Origin of the sequence: Dermabacter sp. Marseille-Q3180 (assembly GCF_940792985.1) — a bacterium.
Taxonomy (GTDB): Bacteria; Actinomycetota; Actinomycetes; order Actinomycetales; family Dermabacteraceae; genus Dermabacter; species Dermabacter vaginalis.
Genome location: NZ_CALNWU010000001.1, coordinates 643,206 through 664,214, shown reverse-complemented (window position 1 = coordinate 664,214; position 21,009 = coordinate 643,206). Strand labels below are relative to the sequence as shown.

At 63.2% G+C, this 21,009-nt stretch carries 20 protein-coding genes; 12 read left to right on the top strand and 8 right to left on the bottom strand.

From position 1 onward, the window contains the following. Window positions 1–6 precede the first annotated feature (6 nt). From NBW56_RS03050 to NBW56_RS03030, 5 genes are all read right to left on the bottom strand, one after another. Window positions 7–1,782, bottom strand: coding sequence for an acetyl/propionyl/methylcrotonyl-CoA carboxylase subunit alpha (locus NBW56_RS03050; RefSeq protein WP_250257939.1), 1,776 nt, complete (start codon window positions 1,780–1,782; stop codon window positions 7–9). A gap of 76 nt (window positions 1,783–1,858) precedes the next feature. Continuing rightward, window positions 1,859–2,578: a Maf family protein gene (locus NBW56_RS03045; RefSeq protein ID WP_126846563.1), complete on the bottom strand. Its 720-nt coding sequence runs from the start codon at window positions 2,576–2,578 to the stop codon at window positions 1,859–1,861. Continuing rightward, entirely contained in the window at window positions 2,575–4,275 is a 1,701-nt protein-coding gene (locus NBW56_RS03040; protein ID WP_126846561.1) for a DUF885 domain-containing protein, read from the bottom strand. Before NBW56_RS03040 ends, NBW56_RS03045 begins: the two co-directional genes overlap by 4 nt. Before the next feature lie 22 nt (window positions 4,276–4,297). Next, on the bottom strand, window positions 4,298–4,591 hold the full coding sequence (locus tag NBW56_RS03035) for an acyl-CoA carboxylase epsilon subunit (protein ID WP_126846559.1): 294 nt from the start codon (window positions 4,589–4,591) through the stop codon (window positions 4,298–4,300). Next, entirely contained in the window at window positions 4,588–6,174 is a 1,587-nt protein-coding gene (locus NBW56_RS03030) for an acyl-CoA carboxylase subunit beta (protein ID WP_065248144.1), read from the bottom strand. The genes NBW56_RS03035 and NBW56_RS03030 overlap by 4 nt, the downstream gene beginning before the upstream one ends. 40 nt (window positions 6,175–6,214) lie before the next feature. On the opposite strand from NBW56_RS03030, the gene NBW56_RS03025 reads away from it, so the two are divergent. The 8 genes from NBW56_RS03025 to NBW56_RS02985 all read left to right on the top strand — a co-directional run bounded on the left by NBW56_RS03025 (window position 6,215) and on the right by NBW56_RS02985 (window position 13,061). Then, on the top strand, window positions 6,215–7,114 hold the full coding sequence (locus NBW56_RS03025) for a biotin--[acetyl-CoA-carboxylase] ligase (protein WP_250257938.1): 900 nt from the start codon (window positions 6,215–6,217) through the stop codon (window positions 7,112–7,114). After that, on the top strand, window positions 7,074–8,183 hold the full coding sequence (locus tag NBW56_RS03020) for an adenylate/guanylate cyclase domain-containing protein (protein ID WP_126846554.1): 1,110 nt from the start codon (window positions 7,074–7,076) through the stop codon (window positions 8,181–8,183). The genes NBW56_RS03025 and NBW56_RS03020 overlap by 41 nt, the downstream gene beginning before the upstream one ends. A 72-nt stretch (window positions 8,184–8,255) precedes the next feature. Then, window positions 8,256–8,954, top strand: a complete 699-nt coding sequence (locus tag NBW56_RS03015; RefSeq protein WP_065248141.1) for a response regulator transcription factor — start codon at window positions 8,256–8,258, stop codon at window positions 8,952–8,954. A 19-nt stretch (window positions 8,955–8,973) separates the two neighbouring features. Beyond that, complete coding sequence (locus tag NBW56_RS03010; protein WP_065248140.1) at window positions 8,974–10,434, top strand: sensor histidine kinase; 1,461 nt, start codon at window positions 8,974–8,976, stop codon at window positions 10,432–10,434. A gap of 4 nt (window positions 10,435–10,438) precedes the next feature. Then, on the top strand, window positions 10,439–11,632 hold the full coding sequence (locus NBW56_RS03005) for a 5-(carboxyamino)imidazole ribonucleotide synthase (RefSeq protein ID WP_250257937.1): 1,194 nt from the start codon (window positions 10,439–10,441) through the stop codon (window positions 11,630–11,632). 3 nt (window positions 11,633–11,635) lie between these two features. Beyond that, the gene (gene purE / locus NBW56_RS03000; protein ID WP_250257936.1) at window positions 11,636–12,178 is read left to right on the top strand and encodes a 5-(carboxyamino)imidazole ribonucleotide mutase; all 543 of its coding nucleotides are present in this window, start codon (window positions 11,636–11,638) and stop codon (window positions 12,176–12,178) included. A gap of 119 nt (window positions 12,179–12,297) precedes the next feature. Continuing rightward, on the top strand, window positions 12,298–12,621 hold the full coding sequence (locus tag NBW56_RS02990) for a DegT/DnrJ/EryC1/StrS family aminotransferase (RefSeq protein ID WP_150332950.1): 324 nt from the start codon (window positions 12,298–12,300) through the stop codon (window positions 12,619–12,621). A gap of 68 nt (window positions 12,622–12,689) precedes the next feature. Further along, entirely contained in the window at window positions 12,690–13,061 is a 372-nt protein-coding gene (locus NBW56_RS02985) for a hypothetical protein (RefSeq protein WP_250257934.1), read from the top strand. Window positions 13,062–13,096: 35 nt separating this feature from the next. Here NBW56_RS02985 and NBW56_RS02980 read toward each other — a convergent pair whose 3' ends face one another. Beyond that, window positions 13,097–13,516 (bottom strand): DUF2304 domain-containing protein, encoded by a 420-nt coding sequence (locus NBW56_RS02980; RefSeq protein ID WP_250257933.1) that lies wholly within the window; start codon window positions 13,514–13,516, stop codon window positions 13,097–13,099. Window positions 13,517–13,913: 397 nt separating this feature from the next. Beyond that, complete coding sequence (locus tag NBW56_RS02975; RefSeq protein WP_250257932.1) at window positions 13,914–14,369, bottom strand: nucleotide sugar dehydrogenase; 456 nt, start codon at window positions 14,367–14,369, stop codon at window positions 13,914–13,916. Between the two features lie 277 nt (window positions 14,370–14,646). On the opposite strand from NBW56_RS02975, the gene NBW56_RS02970 reads away from it, so the two are divergent. After that, window positions 14,647–15,330, top strand: a complete 684-nt coding sequence (locus NBW56_RS02970; RefSeq protein ID WP_250257931.1) for a glycosyltransferase family 2 protein — start codon at window positions 14,647–14,649, stop codon at window positions 15,328–15,330. A gap of 31 nt (window positions 15,331–15,361) precedes the next feature. On the opposite strand, the gene NBW56_RS02965 is transcribed toward NBW56_RS02970, so the two are convergent. Next, entirely contained in the window at window positions 15,362–16,234 is an 873-nt protein-coding gene (locus NBW56_RS02965) for an LCP family protein (protein ID WP_250257930.1), read from the bottom strand. Window positions 16,235–16,798: 564 nt separating this feature from the next. On the opposite strand from NBW56_RS02965, the gene NBW56_RS02960 reads away from it, so the two are divergent. From NBW56_RS02960 to glf, 3 genes are all read left to right on the top strand, one after another. Then, the gene (locus NBW56_RS02960; RefSeq protein WP_250257929.1) at window positions 16,799–18,835 is read left to right on the top strand and encodes an NAD-dependent epimerase/dehydratase family protein; all 2,037 of its coding nucleotides are present in this window, start codon (window positions 16,799–16,801) and stop codon (window positions 18,833–18,835) included. Next, entirely contained in the window at window positions 18,832–19,707 is an 876-nt protein-coding gene (locus NBW56_RS02955) for a glycosyltransferase (protein ID WP_250257928.1), read from the top strand. Before NBW56_RS02960 ends, NBW56_RS02955 begins: the two co-directional genes overlap by 4 nt. Before the next feature lie 134 nt (window positions 19,708–19,841). Next, entirely contained in the window at window positions 19,842–20,999 is a 1,158-nt protein-coding gene (gene glf / locus NBW56_RS02950; RefSeq protein ID WP_239378714.1) for a UDP-galactopyranose mutase, read from the top strand. Window positions 21,000–21,009 lie beyond the last annotated feature (10 nt).

The following is a 21,009-nucleotide window of genomic DNA, read 5'->3' as shown; positions in this document are numbered from 1 at the left end:
CTGCCTTTAGTCTTCGATCGTGCAGAGTTCCGCACCCGCGGAGACGGTCGCGCCGATTTCCGCGTCAAGATTCGTGACGATGCCGCTGCGGTGCGCGAGGATCGGCTGCTCCATCTTCATGGCCTCGAGCACGAGAATCAGGTCACCGTCGGCGACAGTCTGCCCCTCCTCGACGGCGATCTTGACGATTGTGCCCTGCATAGGGGCGCTCACGGCGTGACCACCGGAAGCCGTTCCCCGCGTGGCGCTCGTACGGCGTTTACGGCGCTGCGGAGTATGTGCGCGAGGCGCGCGGAGCGAGGCGGGAAGCGAGATCTCGACCTTGCGACCATCGATCTCGACGACGACCGCCTCACGATCCTCAACGTCGTCCGTGGCGTTTGGAACTGGCGCGGGGGCGATGTCGCCCGAAAACTCCGTCTCGATCCAGCGCGTATGCACCGTGAAGGGCTCATCCGAGTGGCGCGGGGCGAAGGCTGGATCCTCCACCACGAGCCTGTGGAACGGCATCACCGTGGGGATTCCCTCGATGCGGAACTCCGCGAGTGCACGACGCGAGCGTTCGAGTGCTTCCTCGCGGGTCGCCCCCGTCACGATGAGCTTTGCGAGCATTGAGTCGAAGTGCCCCGAGATCGCATCGCCCGTGCGCACCCCCGAATCAACGCGAACGCCGGGGCCGAGCGGCGGCTCGAAAACCTTGACCGGCCCGGGAGAGGGGAGGAACCCACGGCCCGGGTCTTCGCCGTTAATGCGGAACTCGAAGGAGTGCCCGCGGGGCTCGGGATCGACGGGGGAGATCTCCTCGCCCGCGGCGATGCGGAATTGTTCGCGCACGAGGTCCACGCCCGTGACCTCTTCCGTCACGGGATGCTCCACCTGGAGGCGCGTGTTGACTTCGAGGAACGAAATGGTGCCGTCCTGGCCTACGAGGAACTCACACGTGCCCGCGCCGACGTAACTGGCCTCCTTGAGGATGGCTTTTGACGACTCCACGAGGCGGGCGTGCTGTTCGTCGCTTAAGAACGGTGCGGGCGCCTCCTCGACGAGTTTCTGATGGCGGCGCTGAAGCGAGCAGTCGCGTGTGGAGACGACTTGGACGTTGCCGTGGCTATCGGCGAGGCATTGAGTCTCCACGTGGCGAGGAGAATCGAGATAGCGCTCGACGAAGCATTCGCCGCGACCGAACGACGCGATCGCTTCGCGGGTCGCGGAATCAAAAAGCTCGCGCACCTCGTCGAGCTCGCGCGCGACTTTGAGGCCGCGACCACCGCCACCGAAAGCGGCCTTGATCGCAATCGGGAGGCCGTGCTCCTTCGCAAATGCCACAACTTCACCGGAATCCTTGACCGGGTCCTTCGTGCCGGCCACGAGTGGTGCACCCGCGGCTTGCGCGATGTGGCGCGCAGAGACCTTGTCGCCGAGCTTTTCGATTGCGTCGGGGCTCGGCCCGATCCACACGAGGCCCGCATCGATGACGGCCTGCGCGAAATCAGCGCGTTCCGAGAGGAAACCGTAGCCGGGATGGATCGCTTCGGCTCCGCTTCGCTGAGCGATGTCGAGAAGCTTGTCGATCACGAGGTAGCTTTGCGCGGCGCTCGTGCCACCGAGGGCGTAGGCCTCATCCGCGATGCGCGTGTGGAGGGCATCGCGATCCGAGTCGGAGTACACGGCGATCGATCGGAGCCCGGCGTCACGGCAGGCGCGGGCAATGCGCACGGCAATCTCACCGCGGTTGGCGATGAGGACCGTGCGGAACGGTCGATGGAGTGCAGGCTTTGGCATTCGGGATCCTTCTCAGGTGTCGGGCGAAGTGCTCAGCAACCTTCCGAGCATATACCCGCCCGCGGACGGAGGAGTTCTAGGACATGGGAGCAGGGCGCCAGAGGTCGCTGACCGCGAGGGAGATCTCTCGGAGCATTCGGCGAAGAAGCGGAAGCGAGAGGCCGATGACCGCGTGGTGATCGCCCTCGATGCGCTCAATGAACGGGCCGCCATAGCCGTCGATCGTGAAGGCACCGGCAACCCAGAGCGGCTCGCCAGTCTCGACATAGGCATCGATTTCGGCATCCGAAACGTCGGCAAAGTACACATCGGTCGACGCGGTTTCCCCGAACGTCGCCCCCGTCCCACCGTCGAGTGGATCGCGATCGTCGATGAGCCAATGCCCCGAGTGGAGGCGTGCTTTCTTCCCGCGCATCGCATGCCAGCGTGCGCGTGCAGCTTCTGCCGTGCGGGGCTTACCCACGAGCTCTCCCTCGAACTCAAGCATGGAATCGCCCCCGAGCACGACATAGCCACCCTCGCTCGCCGCGCACGAGGCTTCCGCTTTCGCTCGGGCAAGAGTCAGCACGCGGTCCTCAAAAGCCAACTGACCCGAGGCATCGAGTGCGGAGGCAAGAACGGCATCTTCATCGACGTCCGCGGGCAGCGCCGTGAACTCGATCCCCGCGCGTGAAAGTACGGCCTTGCGGCCGGCGGATTGCGAAGCGAGGAGCAGGAGAGGCTCGTGCGGCGGGGTTCCGACGGTTGCCGGGCAAGCGTCGGCCCTTTTACCTTTCCCGGTAAGCCCGCCGCTCATGCCCCGACCCCGCCGGTCCCGTGAGCAGAAATAGCGGATCGCAGCACGGAAAGAGGCAGGCCGCCAAGCTCAAGCGCTTCGCGGTGGAAGTCTCGCAGCGATGTGCCTCGTGCGAGAGCCTCATCGCGCAGCTGCTCCCACACCCGCTGGCCGAGCTTGTAGCTCGGCGCCTGGCCTGCCCAGCCGAGGTAGCGATGATACTCGAAGCGCTGGATGGGCTCCTCCATGCGCCAGTGTTCGCGCACGAAGTCCCAGCCGCGCTCGTAGGTCCACTTTCCGCCACCGAATCGCTCGGGGACGGGAAGCTCGTTGTGGAGTCCAATGTCGAGAACGACACGGCCCGCGCGCATACGCTGCTCCATGAGCATGCCGAGCTTTTCCCCGTCTGTCTTGAGGTAGCCGAGTTCTTCCATGAGCCGCTCGGCGTAGAGAGCCCAGCCCTCGCCGTGGCCCGACACCCACATGAAGGAGGCCCGCCAACGATTGAGACGCTCCGACTGAAGCTGCTGCGTGCCCACCTGGAGGTGATGGCCGGGAACACCCTCGTGATAGACGGTCGTGGTTTCGCTCCAGGTGCGGAACGTGTCAACCCCGGCGGGGGTGTCCCACCACATGCGGCCCGGGCGTGAGAAGTCCTCGCTTGGGCCCGTGTAGTAGATGCCGCCCGCGCCTGTCTCGGCGATCATGCATTCGAGGCGTGTGAGCTCTTCCGGGATGTCGAAGTGGGTGCCCGCAAGGTCACGGATTGCGGCATCGGAAAGCTCTTGCATCCACGCTTTGAGGCTGTCGGTACCGTGCAGCACGAGTGCTTCATCGGCATTGAGCGAAGCCATCGCCGCGTCGATCGAATCGCCGCCGCCGTTGCCATAGTGCGCATTGAGGCGCGAGGCGACGCGCTTTTGCTCGTCGATCAATCGGGTGAGTTCCTCAACACCGAACTCGTATGCCTCCTCGACGTCGATCTCTTCGCCGAGGAACGTGCGCGCCCCAAGCTGGTAGGCCTCGCGGCCCACCGCATCTTTCTCGGGGGCTTTCTTCTCAAGGTCATCGAACACGGCCGCAAGTTCGTTGTATGCCTCGCATGCGAGTGCCACGCGGCGCTCAAAATCCTCGCGGGCCGAGCCCTCGAGGCCAGACTTTGCCACGAGAGAGGGGAAGAAACCGTCGGCCTTCGTAAAGGAACGCGACTGCTCCGCGCCAATGCGCTGCTGGCGCTTCGCCGCGAGAATTCCCTTCGAGGCGGCGTACCGAAGCGACTCGGCATAACCGTGCACGGCCTCAGGCACGCGGGAGAGGCGTTCGCTGATGGTGGCCCAGTCCTCAGCGGTTTCCTGCGGCATCATGTCGAAAATGCTGCGGATGCCCTGGACAGGCGACGCGATGTTGTTGACCGAGGCATGCGTGAGGAGCGCGTCGTGGTGTTCGAGTTCGAGACCGAGGCGCTCGCGCATGGCCGCACGCGTGACGCGATCGACGGCGTCGCCGGGGTGCTCGCGCTCAACGGAATCGAGTCCTGCGAGAGTGTCGCGGGCCAGGGCCGCCACTTGCTCGAGGCCTTCGGGGGAGAGGTCATCCATGAGGTGATCCTGGCCGGGGGTGCCGAGACTCGTGGCCGTCATGGGACTCAAGGCGATCGAACGCTCAACAAAGCCGTTCGCAAGATTGTCGGTGGGGCTAGGGGTACGCATCGTTGTCATGGCACCACTCTAACCGTGGGCGCTAGCGCTGGGAGAACATCCACGACTTCGGTCCCGCGCTTGCCCGCAGGGGATACGCCGACCTGTGCGTGGCCACGGGAGAGTTCCATGCCGATGTGGAGTGACCCGCGCGCTCTGCTATTTCGCGCTGATGCGCCTCTTCGCGCGAGATGGCACTCATCGCCGCGACGGCGACCGCGATCGCCGCGATCTCGTGATCAGCAAGGTGGCCCGAAACAAGCTCGACGCTCGGGCTACTCGGCTCGTCGTGCGCGGGGCTCGCCGTTGGGACCGTGACCGATTCTTCGGTGCTCACAGTGGGATATTCCCGTGCTTTTTCGTGGGCAGTGCGTCGCGCTTCGTCCGCAGGGCACGAAGCGCGCGCGTGATCGCCTCACGCGTTTCGTGCGGCTGAATCACGCCGTCGAGGAGGCCGCGTTCGGCCGCAACGTAGGGATTCGCGAACGTCTCCTCGTACTCCGCTTGGAATTGTGCGCGGAGAGCCTCGGCATCCTTGCCCGCTTCGGTAGCGGCCTTAAGTTCCTTGCGGTGAAGAATATTGACCGCGCCCTGCGCACCCATCACGGCGATCTGGGCCGTGGGCCACGCGAGATTGACGTCAGCGCCAAGCTCCTTTGACCCCATGACAATGTAGGCGCCGCCGTACGCTTTGCGAGTGATGACAGTCACGAGCGGGACCGTTGCCTCCGCGTATGCGTACAGAAGCTTTGCGCCACGCCTAATAATTCCGCCGTACTCCTGATCAGTGCCCGGGAGGAAGCCCGGGACGTCGACGAGCGTGAGCACGGGGACGTTATAGGAGTCGCACAGGCGCACGAAGCGCGCGGCTTTCTCGCTCGCATCGATATCGAGTGTGCCCGCGAGCTGCGAGGGCTGATTCGCGACGATGCCCACGCTATGGCCTTCGACGCGTCCGAAACCCACCACGACGTTCTTTGCGAAGTTTCCGTGGAGTTCAAGGAACTCGTCGTCGAGGATGGCCTCGATGACGCTCTGCATGTCGTAGGGCTGATTCGGGGAATCCGGGATAAGGCGATCAAGTGCGCGATCCTCGGGGGTCGGCTCAAGGTCGGCTTCGTCAGGGTAGACGGGAGCTTCTGTGAGGGTGTTCGCGGGGAGATAAGAGAGCAGATCGCGCACGTAATCGAGCGCATCCGACTCATCGCTAGCCATGTAGTGCGCGACGCCAGATGTGCTCGAATGGGTGCGGGCGCCGCCGAGCTCCTCGAAGCCCACGTTCTCGCCCGTGACGGTCTTGATGACGTCCGGGCCGGTGATGAACATATGGGAGGACTTCTCGACCATCACGATGATGTCGGTCAGGGCGGGGGAGTACACCGCACCCCCCGCTGCCGGCCCCATGATGAGCGAGATTTGGGGGATGACGCCCGATGCGCGAGTGTTGCGGCGGAAGATTCCCGCGAAGGTCGCGAGTGAAGCGACACCTTCCTGGATGCGTGCGCCCCCGCCGTCAAGAATGCCGATGATCGGCACCCCGGTCGAGAGAGCGAGATCCTGGATTTTTTGAATCTTCTTCCCGTGGGCCTCGCCGAGAGAGCCACCGAGGACAGTGAAATCCTGCGAGTACACGCAGACCTGGCGGCCGTCGATCGTGCCGTAACCCGTGACGATGCCGTCACCGTCGATGCGCTTCTTTTCGAGCCCGAAGTTATGGCTTTGGTGGCGCACGAAGCGATCGGTCTCCACGAACGAGCCCGAATCGAGAAGTTCCTCGATGCGCTCGCGGGCAGTTTTCTTCCCCCGCGCGTGCTGTTTTTTGATCGCGCTTGCGCCCGCCTCCGTGACGGCCGCATTCTCGCGAGACCGAAGTTCTTCAAGTCTCTCGGCGGTGGTGGACCGCCTCGGCGTCTCGTTCACTCCCACTCCTGCTCCGTCGTGGCCTGGCACAATTGCTCTCGTGAGTGTACGCCATGCACGAAAAATGAGGGAGCAAAAGTACGTGAGCGAGCCGCTGCGCATTGAATACGTGCACTCGTGCACCTCAACCCTCGACATTCTTGCCGAACCGCCGTACGACGCGCTCGAAGCGCCATTTGCGCTCATGACTCTCGATCAGCGCGCGGGACACGGCCGTCAAGGTAGGCGGTGGCAGAACAGGCCGGGCGAATCGCTCGCGTTGACGGTTGCCTGGCCACTGCCGGCCCCGCAGCTTCGCGGCTGGTATCCGCTCGCGAGCGCGCTTGCCGTGCTCGACACCTGTGCCGAGGTCGCGCCTGGGGCGCCTCTGCCCGGGCTTAAATGGCCAAATGACATCCTCTCGCCGGCGGGGGAGAAGATCGCGGGGATCCTCGTGCGCGTGGACGCGGGGCGTCTCCTCGCGGGGGTCGGAGTCAATCTCGCGGGGACGATCGAACGAGAACACGAAGGGCTTGAGAAAGCGGCGACGCTCGCGAGTCTTGATTCGCGATACGGCGCCGCGCTCAGTGACCTTGAGGAACGCCGCGAGTTCGGCGAGGTGCTCGCGCGAAACATCGCGCGCATTTTCGCGCTCGTGGATTCTGGAGGAAGGGACTTTCGGGACCTGCGAACGCGGTATGCTGTGAACTGCCTCACTCTCGGGTCGCGGGTTGTCGTAGTCACACCGGCAGGTGCGCGGTACGACGCGCACGCGCTCGACGTTGATCCGACGGGCAGGCTCCTCGTGGAGAATGCGGAGCGAGGCCGCCACGCCCTCGACGCCGCCGACGTGCACCTTGCGCGCCCCGGAGGGGGAGAATCACCCGGCGGGCAAGGCGAGAAGAAGACGAAAGGACCAGATGAGCATCGTTCACGATCGCGAGGAGCCGAGCGAGCATAGCGCCGAGGGAGCCATGCCGAATGCCCTCAACGAACGCTTCGCGCGCGTGCGAGGCGCTATCGGTGCCCTTGAGCGCTCCCTTCTCGACGGTGAACGGGAGTACTCCAGGCGCGACCTCGAAGAAGATTTCAATGTCGACCGGCAGCTCAGTACCGATTACTGGCGCGGGCTCGGATTTTCGAACGTTGCCCTCGACACGACCGCCTTTACCGAAGACGACGCCGAAGCGATCGCCGACCTCGCCGCGCTCGTGAACGATGGAACGCTCAGCGACGATACGTTTGTCACGATCGTGCGCGGGCTGGGGTTTCACATGGGGCGCCTTGCCATGTGGCTCACCGAAGCGCTCGTGGACGATGCGAAGCAGCGCCACGACATGAGTGACACCGAAGCACGCATGCACATGCTTGAAACGGTCCCGCAGTTCATCGAGATCTTCGAGCACCAGGCCATCCACGTGTTTCGACGACAGATGTCGGCCTATACCGCGCGTGCGGGCGCCGAGATCCTGCGTACCTCGACGAGTGACTGGGACGACGAGTCGCTTCCCCTCCCGCGCGCCGTAGGCTTTGCCGACCTCGTGCAGTTCACGCGCCTTGCCCAGTCGATCGATGGAATCGAGCTCGCGGGTGTGATTAGGGACTTCGAAAACCTCACGCGGGATGTCATTTCCGACGGTGGCGGGCGCGTTGTGAAAACCGTGGGTGACGAGGTCATGTTCCTCGCCGACACGCCCGAAGACGGCGTGCGGATCGCACTCTCGATTGCCGAGAACATTAAGCGCCAGCCTTCGCTCCCGAACGTGCGCGTTGGCCTCGCCTGGGGGAATATGTTTTCGCGTTACGGGGATGTGTTTGGCCCCAAGGTCAACCTCGCCGCCCGTCTCGAAGGAATCGCCGAACCAGGTGCAGTTGTGATCGACGGTGAAACAGCGGATCTCGTCGACCGCGCCTTCCCCGGCGGGTTCAGGCGTGTCGCAGAGTGGACAGAAGAACTGCACGGCATAGGGGAGACGACAATTGTGAGGGTCGAGCGAGCCGCGGCCTCGCTCATCGAGCGTCACTCGTGAGAGAGTAGAGAGTCGCTTGACGGCTCGCGCTTTTCACAGCGGGAGCACACGCATTTTGGTAAGGATGACTTCGTGACACGACTACTTCTCGTTGAAGACGATTCGGCGATTGCAGAGCCTCTCTCGCGCGCCCTCGATCGCGAAGGCTATTCCGTTGTGAGAGCGTCGCGAGGGATCGACGCGCTGACGATTGCCGCCACCGAAGGCCACATCGATTTCGTAATCCTCGATCTTGGTCTCCCCGATATCGACGGCCTCGAAGTGTGCAGGAGGCTGCGCAAGGGAGGCCTCGAGGCTCCCGTACTGATCCTCACGGCGCGTGCCGACGAGGTCGACGCAGTCGTGGGCCTCGATGCAGGCGCCGACGATTACGTGACCAAGCCGTTCCGCCTTGGAGAACTTCAAGCCCGCATTAGGGCTCTTTTGCGTCGCACTCAGGTTGTTGAAGACACGAGCGCAAGCACGTACGACATCAACGGCGTAAGCCTCGACCCTTCGGCGCGCCGCGTGTACGTCGACGACGAGGAGCTCTCGCTCAGCGCGAAGGAATTTGATCTCCTCGCCGTACTCATGCGTGAGGCAGGCAGCGTTGTCACGCGTGACGATCTCATGCGTGAGGTCTGGGGTGCCGAATGGTGGGGTTCCACGAAAACGCTCGACATGCACATCTCGTGGCTGCGCCGCAAGCTCGGTGATGACGCGACGAGCCCAAGGCGCATCACGACCGTACGTGGCGTGGGCTTTCGCTTCGAAGACACCGACGCCCACTAGGGCGCAGTAGGCGCGAACGATGCAGCTTCGAGTTCTGCAGGCGACCCTCATGACCGTGCTCCTCGCGGTCCTCCTGCTCGGCATTCCCCTTGGCGCGGCGTGGCTTACAGCCGTGCGTGACAATCTCTCGGCGCAAGCCGGCACGTTGCTCCAAGACGTCATTTCGGAGACCGACCACCGGCTCAACGAAGGACTTCCGATCGATGAGACGATGCTCCAAGAAACCGTGGACCAAGTCGTCAACCTCGACGTCCAGATCGCGGTGAACTACCAAAACGCTGAGCTCGAAGCGGGCGAAGATGCCGGGCCCGATGCCCTGCAGCAGTCAGCGCAAGGGGTTAACGGTCAGATCGTCACCGTGCGAATCCCCCAATCCGACGTGCGCGCCCACACCGCAAGTGCATGGGTGCTCATCCTCGTGGCCGCGATCAGCGCGATCGCGATCGGCGTATCGGTCGCGCTGTGGCAAGCGCAAAGACTCTCGGCCCCCCTCGTCCGCTTGACACGACGAGCCGAGGAGCTCGGGAGCGGCAGGAGCCGATCAGAGTGGAAGCCGAGCGGGATCGCAGAAATCGACACTGTCGCGGTTGAACTCACGCGTTCGGGTGCCATGCTCACAGAGAGGCTCGAAGCGGAATCTGCGCTCGCCTCTGACGCCTCCCACCAATTGCGCACACCCCTCACCGCGCTTTCCATGCGACTCGACGAGATCCTCGCGACGAGTTCGGAGGAGTGGGTGCGTGAGGAAGCGCGCGTGTCACTCGAGCAGGTGGACCGCCTCACTCAGGTCGTCCATGACCTCATCAACGCGCCTCGCGCCTCACAGCGCCGCACCCCCGGCGTGGTCGACCTTCGGCAGGTGCTCGTGCAGCAAGCCGAGGAATGGAAACATGCCTTCCGCGGCGCGGAACGAGAACTGCGGATCCAGGTCCCGCACGCTGCTGCCGTGTGGGCATCGCATGGGCCGCTTACGCAGGTCATTGCCACGCTCATCGAGAACTCCCTCGCCCACGGCGGGGGTACTACGCGCGTCAAGGTTCGCCGCAATGAGCAATCCACCGTGATCGAGGTTTCCGACGAAGGCGAGGGGATTGATCCCTCGCTCGGTCAGCGAATTTTCGAACGTTCCGTTTCCGGTAAGGGCTCGAGCGGGACCGGCGTGGGGCTTGCCCTCGCTCGCACCCTCGTGGAAGACGACGGCGGTCGACTCGAGCTCATCGACGAACGCCCCGCGCGCTTTGGCATCTTCCTGTCGACGGCGCCCGCTCCCGAGGATCCCGAGCTCGGAAACGCGGAGGGCCAGCAACCGTCGGCCCCAGCCAAACCCCACGGGCTTGTTGCGCGACGCGAAAAGCGGCGCGCGGAGCGGCACCAGCGAGAAGCCGCAGCCTCAGCGGCAACTACGCCTGAGGCATTGGCCACCGGCGCCGTGAGTGTTCCGCGCGTCGAAGACACAGGCGAGAGCGGCGCACTACACTAGCCGCGTGAGTACCCAACACGCCCCCACTCAGCCCAGCACGACCGAGAAGAAAACTGTGCGGCCACCGCGCATAGGCGTGATCGGCGGTGGCCAGCTCGCACGCATGATGATTCCCGTCGCGATCGAGCTTGACCTTGAACTCCACGTCCTCGCGACCTCCCCGGATGAATCGGCGGCGCGCGTGAGCCCACACGTGATGCTCGGGCATCACGATGACCCCGAAGCGGTCACGGCATTCGCGCGGAGCGTCGACGTCGTCACCTTCGACCACGAGCACGTCCCCACCGGTCTCCTCCACGCCCTCGAGCACGAGGGGGTTGCGGTGAGGCCCGGCCCGGAGGCCCTCGTGTACGCCCAGGACAAGCTTGCGATGCGCGCGCGGCTCACTGAACTTGGACATCCGTGCCCCGCATGGTGGCGGGTCGAAACTGAAGTTGACCTCGAAACCGCCCTCCGCAAGAGCGGGGGAGACCTCATCCTGAAGACCGCGCGCGGCGGCTACGACGGCCACGGGGTGAGGCGGGTTCGCGCCATTGAGGATGCGCGGGACTGGCTCGAGCGAGGCGAGCCGCTGCTTGCCGAGGAACGGGTTCCCTTCGTGCGTGAACTTTCAGCACAGGTCGCGAGGCGCCCCGGCGGAGAGATTGCCTCGTATCCCGTAACCGAATCCGAGCAAAAAGACGGCGTGTGCTTCCGCGTGAGCGCGCCCGCACCTGGACTCTCTGTCGAAGCCTCCACGCGCGCCCGTGACCTTGCCGCGAATATCGCGAACGACCTCGGCGTGGTGGGAATGCTCGCCGTTGAGCTCTTCGAATACCCCGATGGGCGCATCGCCGTGAATGAGCTCGCGATGCGCCCCCACAACACGGGCCACTGGAGTATGGACGGATGCGTCACTAGCCAGTTCGAGCAGCACCTTCGCGCTGTCGCGGATCTCCCGCTCGGTGACACCACGCCAACCTCCCCGTGGACCGTCATGGTCAATACCCTCGGTGACACGCGCGAGAACCTCGCCGAGGGAGCGCGCGAGGCGTTCGCGCACGACGCCGCAATCAAGGTTCACCTGTACGGCAAAAGCGTGCGTCAGGGCCGCAAACTCGGTCACGTCACGGCCCTCGGCACGGACCTCGAACAGACCGAGCGTCGTGCTCGCGCCGCGGCGCACACCATCGTGACCGGCGACGAATCGAAGGAATGACACATGAGTAAGAAGCCCCTGGTCGGTATCGTCATGGGGTCCGATTCGGACTACCCCGTGATGAAAGACGCTGAAGAACAGCTCGCCCATTTCGGCATCGCATGCGAGGTCGAGGTCGTGAGCGCCCACCGCATGCCCGAAGACATGGTCCAGTACGGACGTTCGGCGCACGAGCGCGGTCTCCGCGTGATCATTGCCGGCGCAGGTGGGGCCGCCCACCTCCCCGGGATGCTCGCCGCGCTCACACCTCTACCCGTCATCGGCGTCCCGGTGCCTCTGCGCCATCTCGACGGCATGGATTCCCTCCTGTCGATCGTGCAAATGCCCAAGGGGGTGCCCGTCGCAACCGTGTCGATCGGTGGCGCTGCCAATGCCGGCTTGCTCGCCGCTCGGATTCTGGGCTCCGGAGACTCGGATATGGCGCGCGAGATCCGCGAAAAAATGGTGACGTATCAAACAGAACTGCGCGATCTTGCGTATGAAAAAGGCGCGAGGTTGCGGGAGTCACGGCGTCACGACGTTATGGATGGCAAGGTGAAGGCATGAACATCGAGCGCAATTACCGACTCGCAGAGGGAGCGGACGTTTCACCCGAGGCGACTGTCGGTGCAGGAAGCGCCGTGTGGCACTATGCGCAGGTCCGCGAGGGCGCCACTCGGTGAGAATTGCATCATCGGCGAGGAGGAGCGACGCCAGTTTTCACCGATACCGATCTTGGTACGTTCTGCATGGAACCCGCGCAAATCGAAGCGGCGATTATCGAGCGAATGGCAGCGGTACAGTCCGTGTACCTGTACGGTCAGCCGGCCGCGATGGAGCAAATCTGTGAAATCGTAAAGAAGCGCAACCTCTGGGTTGGCGAAGATGCCGCGCAGGCCCAAGGCGGGACTCTCAAGGGCAAGCAGGTCGGTAGGTTCGGACGCTGGGGCATGTTCTCGCTGTGCCCGACCAAGAACATGACAGCTGGCGAGGGCGGCATGGCTTGGTGAGAGGATACCGAGACCGCTCGCGGACTTCTCGGTACGCCCACGACGATGCTCGCACTGAAATTGAGTGGGTGGAGACGCTCGAAAATCAATGGAGCGTCTTGGCAAAGGAACCGTCGGACTTTAACGCAGCCCTCCAGCGGTCCCAGGCCCGTGCTGAGCGCCCCCTCACTACGGTGACGGTGCCGTCCGCACCGTCACCGTGGTGCTGCCTGAGGAAGCGTAAACGCGAGGGCACTGGGTATATCGTTTTTGCAACCCGCGCTTACGTGCCTGAGCCGATTCCCGCGGCTTTTCGCACCTACCAACGGGCAAAGGCGCTCGAGCGCGCCCAAGGCAAATATTTCGGCGGTGAGAGCCGGACCAGCTGCAAAGGCAAGAAGTCGCGGAACCCGCAAGAGGCGTGCGAAAACGAAACCGGGAAGGAACGCGAGAAGCGCTGAAAACCCAGCTGCCCACGCAAATATGAACCAGGCGCTCATGACTCCTTTGCCGCGTTCAACGCGTGATTACGGAATGCCTCAGGTTGCTCCGCCTCGAAGACGGCAACCTTTCGGGCCAGCTTGGTCGTTCGCTTTTCCGCGTTTTTTGTGCGCGCTTCCTGGAGGGCGAGGAAACCGAGAAGAACAACGACTGTGGCATAAAGCAAAAGGTCAGTGCCACGCCCAACGCCCACAAACTGGGCAACGGTAGTCACGGCGCCGGGGAAGATGACGGCAAGGACGGCGAAAACAGCAAACGCAAGGATAATGAGTCGCCGAATGGCGAGCTGCTTTGCCCCGCGCTTAATGAACAGCCACGCGGTGATCCCTAGAATCCCGAGAATGAGGATGATCTGGATAATCAGCGAGCGACTGTCGAGAACAAGTTCGGTTGGAGAGCTGATGATGTCGATCATGAGGCCTTTCCTAAAGTTGAGTTCTCGCCGTTGCTTAGTGCGAAGCGCGGTGTGCCTACCCGGTTCTCGAACGAGGTGATGTTTCGGCCACCGATGAGCAGTCGCACACCTGGGTTCGTTACAGCAGTGTACCCGCGGTACTCAGGGTTATTCGTTTTTACGATCCTGAGGCGAGATCGGCGCTGTCGCACTCGTGCCAAGCGACCCAACCCTCTTGAGCGAGTTCTCCGTCGCTGTAGAACGGGTCGTGAACGCGCACCCGGGCTTCTCCTCGCGCCTCGAGCCCGGCAACGGTGGGGAAGACGCCTGAGACCGCTATCTCCTTGACCCCAACTCGGTACGCCGCGCCGTGCACCACAGCTGTGAGCCCTTCAAGCGAACCGTGAAGCTCCTTCGCTCAGCCCACGAACTCGCCCGGAACCGAGGCGTTGAGTTTACGAACCGTACGAAAAGCTTCGGCATGAGGGTCAATCCAAAGGCAGAGCTGCGGGTAGACGGGAACGCAGTGGCCACCTACTGCAATTCTCAGTTGGTGAATTTGTGAGTTCAGCTGAGAACTGGATGCGGCAATGATCTTGTAGACGTCGAGGTCCTGGTCCTGGCAGAAAAGCGCGAGCTCGTTCGCAAAGCCGATATTGAGGTCTCGGGAAGTTGTTTCGGCGAGTTTGGCGAGCTCGGCGGCTTCCAGCGAGTCGAGGTCCCACACGGCGATGGTGCGTTCGAAGGCGGGAAGGAAGGTGTGCGAGTCGTCCCTACCGGAAGTGTCGCTTCGCGCGCAGCAACGGTGCCAGGCGTGAGGTGTTCGGCGAGCGAACGTGTGGCCGCACCCGTGTAGCGGAAGTTCGGCTCCCAAGTGTCTCTTCGTCTACGGAAACGGGAGCGATAAGGGCCACGGCGTCGGCGCAACGACCTCGTGCCCACTCGCGGCGAACTGTACGGCGAGCGGCAATCCGATCGTTCCAAGTGTCGCGACGGCGTCCTTCATGAGGCGCGGTTCCTTAGGGCAGTCGAGTTTTTCGAAGCGCAATGCGCAGGTGTCACTACCGACTAGGGTAGCCTTTGCAGGGGCGATTATGCGTCGCCTGCGCCAAGAAACGCGCCGCAATCGTCAATTCTTACGAGGACTACCGATGACCCTTGGCCCCGGAGCCGACAGCACTTGGTTCGTGATCCCCCTGTATAACGAGGGGCCGGTGATTGGCGGCGTTATTCGCGCACTGCGCGAAACCTACCCTCTTGTCGTCTGTGTCGACGATGGGTCCCACGACGACTCCGCTGCCGAAGCCGAAGCCGCTGGTGCAGTCGTCGTGCGCCACCCCTACAACATGGGGCAGGGGGCCGCGATCAAAACCGGTATTGATTACGCACGCCGAGATCCTTCGATGAAGCAGGTCGTGACGTTTGATGCCGACGGACAGCACCAGGTCGCCGATGCCGCGGCCATGATCGAGAAAATGCAGTCAGAAAGCGTCGACTGCGTGCTCGGTTCACGCTTCCTGGATAGCCGTACCAAGCCGGGTTTTCTTAAAGGCATCGTGCTGCGCATGGCGATCGTGTTCACGAACTTCACGAGCGGGGTGCGTCTCACCGATACTCACAACGGCCTTCGCGTGCTCAGCCGCCACGCGTGCGAATCCATCTCAATCGAGCAAAACCGCATGGCACACGCCTCGGAAATCGTCTCGGAGATTGGGCGCCACGAGCTGACGTACGCCGAATACCCCGTGCATATCCTTTACACGGACTACTCGAAGGCAAAGGGGCAGCCGCTGCTGAACGCGATCAACATCGTCACGGACCTTCTCTTTAAGTAGAGCGCGTGAGCGTCGCTTCGTGCGGCGGTCTCTAGCCTTCGGGCTTCGATTCGGCCGAGCCGTCGGCGATCGATGAGAAGAACGCGCGCACGTCCTCGTCGTCAACTTTGATCGCGACCCCGGAGTGCTTCGTCTTGAAATTCGGGTCCTCGATCGGCATGGCGAGAACACCTCCGGAGTTGGGGGCTGCACGCATGACCAGGGCGGCACTTGCGAGGTCAATGAGGCCGGTGTCGTGATCGGTCACGAGGGCTTTCGTTCCCGCGCTTGCGAGATTCACCTGGGTGAGAGGATTGAGCAGGACGCCAGGTGAGGATGCTCTTTTCATCAGAGCGCTGACGAACTGCTGCTGGCGCTGCTGCCTGCCTATGTCGGCCGTGGGATCGAAATAGCGGGCGCGTACGAACGCGAGGGCTTGCTCACCGCCCACGTCGTGGCAGCCTTTGGCCATCTTGAGGCCCGAACGCTCATCATCGACATCGCGGTCGATGCACAGATTGACGGTGCCGATCGCGTTGACGACATCCTCAACTCCGGAGAATCCGATCACGACAAAATGATCGATCGTGAGCCCCGTGAGCTTCTCAACGGTTCTGACGAGAAGGGGGGCGCCACCCATCGAGTAGGCGGCGTTGATTTTGTGCGTTCCGTGCTCGGGAATCTCGGCAAGCGTGTCGCGCGGAATCGAGACGAGATACTGTTGTCCATTTTCCGCCTTGTGAAGCAGCATGAGCGTGTCGGTGCGTTGGGCGCCGCCCTGTTCGATGTCGGCTCCTGCAAGAAGGTAGGTTTCGCCTGGCGTATCGGCCGCTCCAGAGAGCGCCTCCACATGCGAGATCTTCGAGTTGGTCCACAGCCCGAGTCCCACGGGCCACGCGAGCGCAATCACGACGACGAAGAGCACGATTGTGCGGGCGAGGCGGAAAGTGCGTTTTCGGGAAAAGCCTTTTTTGCGCCGGGGCGGGGGGAAGGCCTGTCCGGTTGAGGCAGGCGCGGGCGGTCCTTGCCCATTCCGTCCGTCATTCGCGCGAGGGCGCGAATCCATCTTCACAGCCCCCGGGCGCCCTTGGGTGCGGACCGGCGGCATCTGGCGGGTGGGTGTCTCCGGAGCCGACGCCTGCTCGGCGTACGAGTCGCGCTTCCTTGGGGCGTGTGGCCGCGCGAGGGGGCGGGCCGATCCGCCTGCTCGGGCGCGCGAATGGCCGGGGCGCGGGCGGTCGTGGCCGCCGTCACGTGGGAAGTCACCCGTCATCGTGTTTACCTTTTCTCATCCGGAGAGTGCGGTTAGTCGCGCCTTGGCGCGCTCCCACAGTACACACCGCTTAGTGCAGAAACCCCAGAGGCGGGCTCGAGGTGAGGCATATTTGCGACGAGAAAATGGCGTGTACGCGCGAGGCTTGAGCCTGCTCCCCCGTAAAATCGGGCCTAGACTTTCGCGGCAAGCGCGGTGGTGAAGCGAGGAGACAACGTGTCAGGAAAAAGCCAACCGAATGGACCGGTGGACACCCTCGTTCTCGGCGGTGCAGGTTTCGCGGGTTCTCATATCGCCCGCGAGCTCCGCACGCACGGGTGGAATGTTTCGACCGCGGATATTCGGCCTTCGCATGAACACGGTTGCCACACCACTCTCGACATCCGTGACGAAAGGGCCCTGCGTGGCGCGCTTCGCGGCTGCGACACGGTCGTCAATGCTGCCGGTGTGCCCGACCCTTCCAGCGTCAGTGTGCGCACGCTCAATTCGATTCTCGTGGGCGGGGCGCGCTCACTCATCGCCGCAGCGGAAAGCGAAGGGGTGCGCACGCTCGTGTTCGTCTCTAGCGGTGTCGTCTACGGTGACACGGGGGAGGAGAGCGCGGACGAAACGCTCTCGCCCGCCCCCACCACAGCGGAGGGGCGCGCGTTTGCGGAAGCGGAACGGTTGTACGGACAGTGGGCGAGTGCGGGCGAAGGCCGACGCCTGGTAGTTTTACGCGCTGCCGAGCTTTTTGGCCCTGGATCTCACGCGCGGGTTTCGCGGGTGATTGCCTCGCTCGTGAATTCGGGGATGGTCTCGCTTACGCCTACGGTGATCGCGCGCCCCCTGGCAAGCGTCGGAACACTTGCACGAGCCGCCCGTGCCGCCCTCGAACTGAACCCGCCTACCGGAGAGCCGTACGTCCTCAACGTCGCCGACTCTCCGCGCCTCGATGACCATGAGCTGCGCGCCCTCGTGCGTTCCATCGCGAAAACTGCGCCGCTTGCGCTTTCCCTGCCGGGCAGACGCCTGATGGCGCGCGCGGGACGCGCAGGTGAAGCAGTGCGTGCGAGCGGACTCGAGCTTCCGCGCCGGCTCGAAAGATTCGCGCTTGACGCACGCCCGAGCGCGGAGCTTTCACGGGAAAAATTGGAGGCGCTTCTTCCTGAGCGCCCCTCACTCGAAGAGTCTCTGCGCGAGACCGTGAGTTGGGTGCGTGCGCATGGAATGCCGAGCGGCCCCGATCATGCAATTCCGATTGCCGAGCGTTTCGTGCCCAATGAGAGTGAGGTAGAAGAGGATACGCGTCGAGTCGTGGCGGTAGTGGTGACCTACAACCGCGCGGAGCTACTTGGGGAGTGCCTCGATGCTCTCCATTCCCAAACGAGACCCCTCGACGGTGTGGTGATCGTCGACAACGCAAGCACGGACCGTTCCGGTGCCGTCGCCGACGCCCACCCGATTGACGCCGACGTGGTTCACCTCAATCGCAACGTGGGCGGTGCCGGTGGTTTCTGCACGGGCATGGCACACGCTCTCCTTGAGCACAGCCCGGATTTCCTGTGGATCATGGACGACGACACGGTTCCAGCGCCCGATGCGCTCGAGAAGGTCCTCGAGGTTGAGCGCAAGCTCGACGTTCACGCAAGCGTTCTCAGCTCGCTTGCGGTCTGGACCGACGGTAGGCCGCACCCCATGAACTCCTCGCGCACGCGCCTCGGCACGAGTGACGCCGAGCTCGATCGTTACGCACAGCTTGGGGCGCGCCCCATCCGCACGGCGAGCTTTGTCTCGGCGCTCATTGCCGCCGAGGATGCGTGGGAACACGGACTCCCCATTGCCGACTACTTCATTTGGTCCGACGACTTCGAATACACGGGCCGTCTTTTGCGCGACTCCCACGGTTTCGCTGTCGCCTCAAGCACGGTCGAGCACCGTACCCGGAAGTTTTCTAACGCCCAAACAAACCCCGGTTCGCGTTTCTACTTTGACGTGCGCAATCGACTGTGGGCGCTCACGAAGACCGAGTCATTCACCCCGATCGAAAAGGTGCTCTATGGCGGTAAGAGCGCACTCGGCTGGGTGCAGACCCTCGTGCGTACTCACGCAGACGTGCTCCCTGTCGCGATGAAAGGCATGAGGGAAGGTCTCTTTACGTCGCCTAGGCGCTCGAGCGTAGTTCTTGCTGCCGACCCCATGAGTGCGACCGAGATCCGTGCTCTTGAGGCGTCGATTGATAGCGCCGAGCGTTCGCGAAGGGCTCTCACGTGAGCCCGCATCGTGAGCGTGAGGTTGATACTGATCTCACGGTCCTCATGCCGCTGTGGAAGGGGGACGATCCCGACCATGCGCGCGAAGCGCTCGCCTCCGCTACGCTTCACCAAACTATCGCACCAGGGCTTTTGCTTCTCGCGATTGACGGCCCACTTCCACAGGGGCTTGAAGAGGTCGTTTCCGAGGTGCTCGATGGTGATTACGGGCGCGCTCGCGTCGTGCGAAATAAGCGGCACTGCGGACTTGCGCGGACCCTCGACAGTGCACTCGCGCACTGTGAGAGCGCCCTTGTTGCGAGAGCCGACGCCGATGACGTGAGCCGCCCCGAGCGGTTTGCGGTGCAGCTTTCGGCATTACGCGACGGAGACCTTGACATTGTTGGGGCCTACATGCGGGAGATCGATGAGCGATCGCGGCCCCGCCGGAGCGAGGACGGCGAGGATCTCATTCGCCGCCGTCCCCTCGCGCATGAAGAAATTGCACGCTACATGCGCGATCACTCACCGTTCCATCACCCCACGGTGCTCATGCGCGTGAGTGCTGTGCAAAAAGCGGGCGGGTATCGAGATGTTCCCCTCATGGAGGACTACGACCTTTGGCACCGCATGCTCCGCTCGGGCGCACGGATGGGGAACGTTCCCGACGTGCTCGTGGAATATCGCGTGAGCGCGAATCTCTACCGGCGCCGCGGAGGTCTCACCCTCTTTGTGAGTGACGTACGTATGCAATTCGCGATGCTCAAGAGCGGGACCACGAGCGTGTCGAGGGCTGTGCGGAATCTCTTCGGGCGCGCTGTGTACCGCACGATCCCGGCAGCGGTGCGCGATCGAGTCTACTGGCGCGTGATTGAACGCGGCCTCATGCGATAGCGCGAAGCCTTTGCCCTCGCCGTACCACGTGATGTGACGAACCAGTGCCGTGGGGGCGGTGCGTAGACGTGATTATGCGGGCGCGACCGCTATTGTGGGAGCGACCCATCAAGCCTCGAAGGGAAAGACACCCCATGAGTACGCCCGACCTCCTCATCGTCGGCTCCGGCCTTTTCGGCCTGACGCTCGCAGATCGCGCCGCACGCGAACACGGTGCAAAGGTGACCGTGATCGACAACCGCCCGCACATCGGCGGTAATGCCTACAGCGAGATCGACCCCGAGACGGGCATTGAGGTACACAAGTACGGCGCCCACCTCTTCCATACATCCAACACGCGCGTGTGGGAGTACGTGAACGAGTTCACGTCGTTCACCAACTATGTGCACCGTGTGTACACGACCCACAAAGGCATCGTGTACCCCATGCCGATCAACCTCGGCACGATCAACCAGTTCTTCAACGCGGCCATGACACCGGACGAAGCCCGTGCGTTGATTGCCGAACAAGCCGGTGAGTTCGCGGGTCAGGACCCGGAGAACCTGAACGACAAGGGCATCTCGCTCATCGGGCGCCCGCTGTATGAAGCTTTCATCAAGCATTACACGGGCAAGCAGTGGCAAACGGATCCGAAGAACTTGCCCGCTTCGATCATCAAACGCCTTCCCGTGCGCTATACCTACGACAATCGCTACTTCAACGACACGTACGAGGGCTTGCCCACCAACGGGTACACGGCCTGGCTCGAAAATATGGCGGACCACCCGAACATCGAGGTCAAGCTCGGCGTGGACTACTTCGACGAGTCGCAGCCGTTCAATAAAAAGGACGTGCGCGGTCAGCTTCCCGTTGTGTACACGGGCCCCGTCGATCGCTACTTCGACTACGAACTCGGTGACCTCAAGTGGCGCACGATCGATCTCGAGTCCGAAACCCTCGAGACCGGCGATTTCCAGGGAACGTCGGTGATGAACTACGCGGATGAGTCCGTTCCCTTTACGCGCATCATCGAGCCGCGCCACTTCCACCCCGAGCGCGACTACGCGAAAGACAAGACGATTATCATGCGCGAGTACTCGCGCTTCGCGAGCCGCGAGGATGAACCGTACTACCCGGTGAATTCCGCGGATGACCGCTCGACCCTCCTCGAATACCGCGCGCGGGCCGAGGCTGAGCCCTCGACCCTCTTCGGCGGTCGTCTCGGCACCTACCAGTACCTCGACATGCACATGGCGATCGGTGCCGCGCTCTCGATGGCCGACAACAAACTTGAGGACCTTTTGCGCCGCTAGTTGTGCGCAT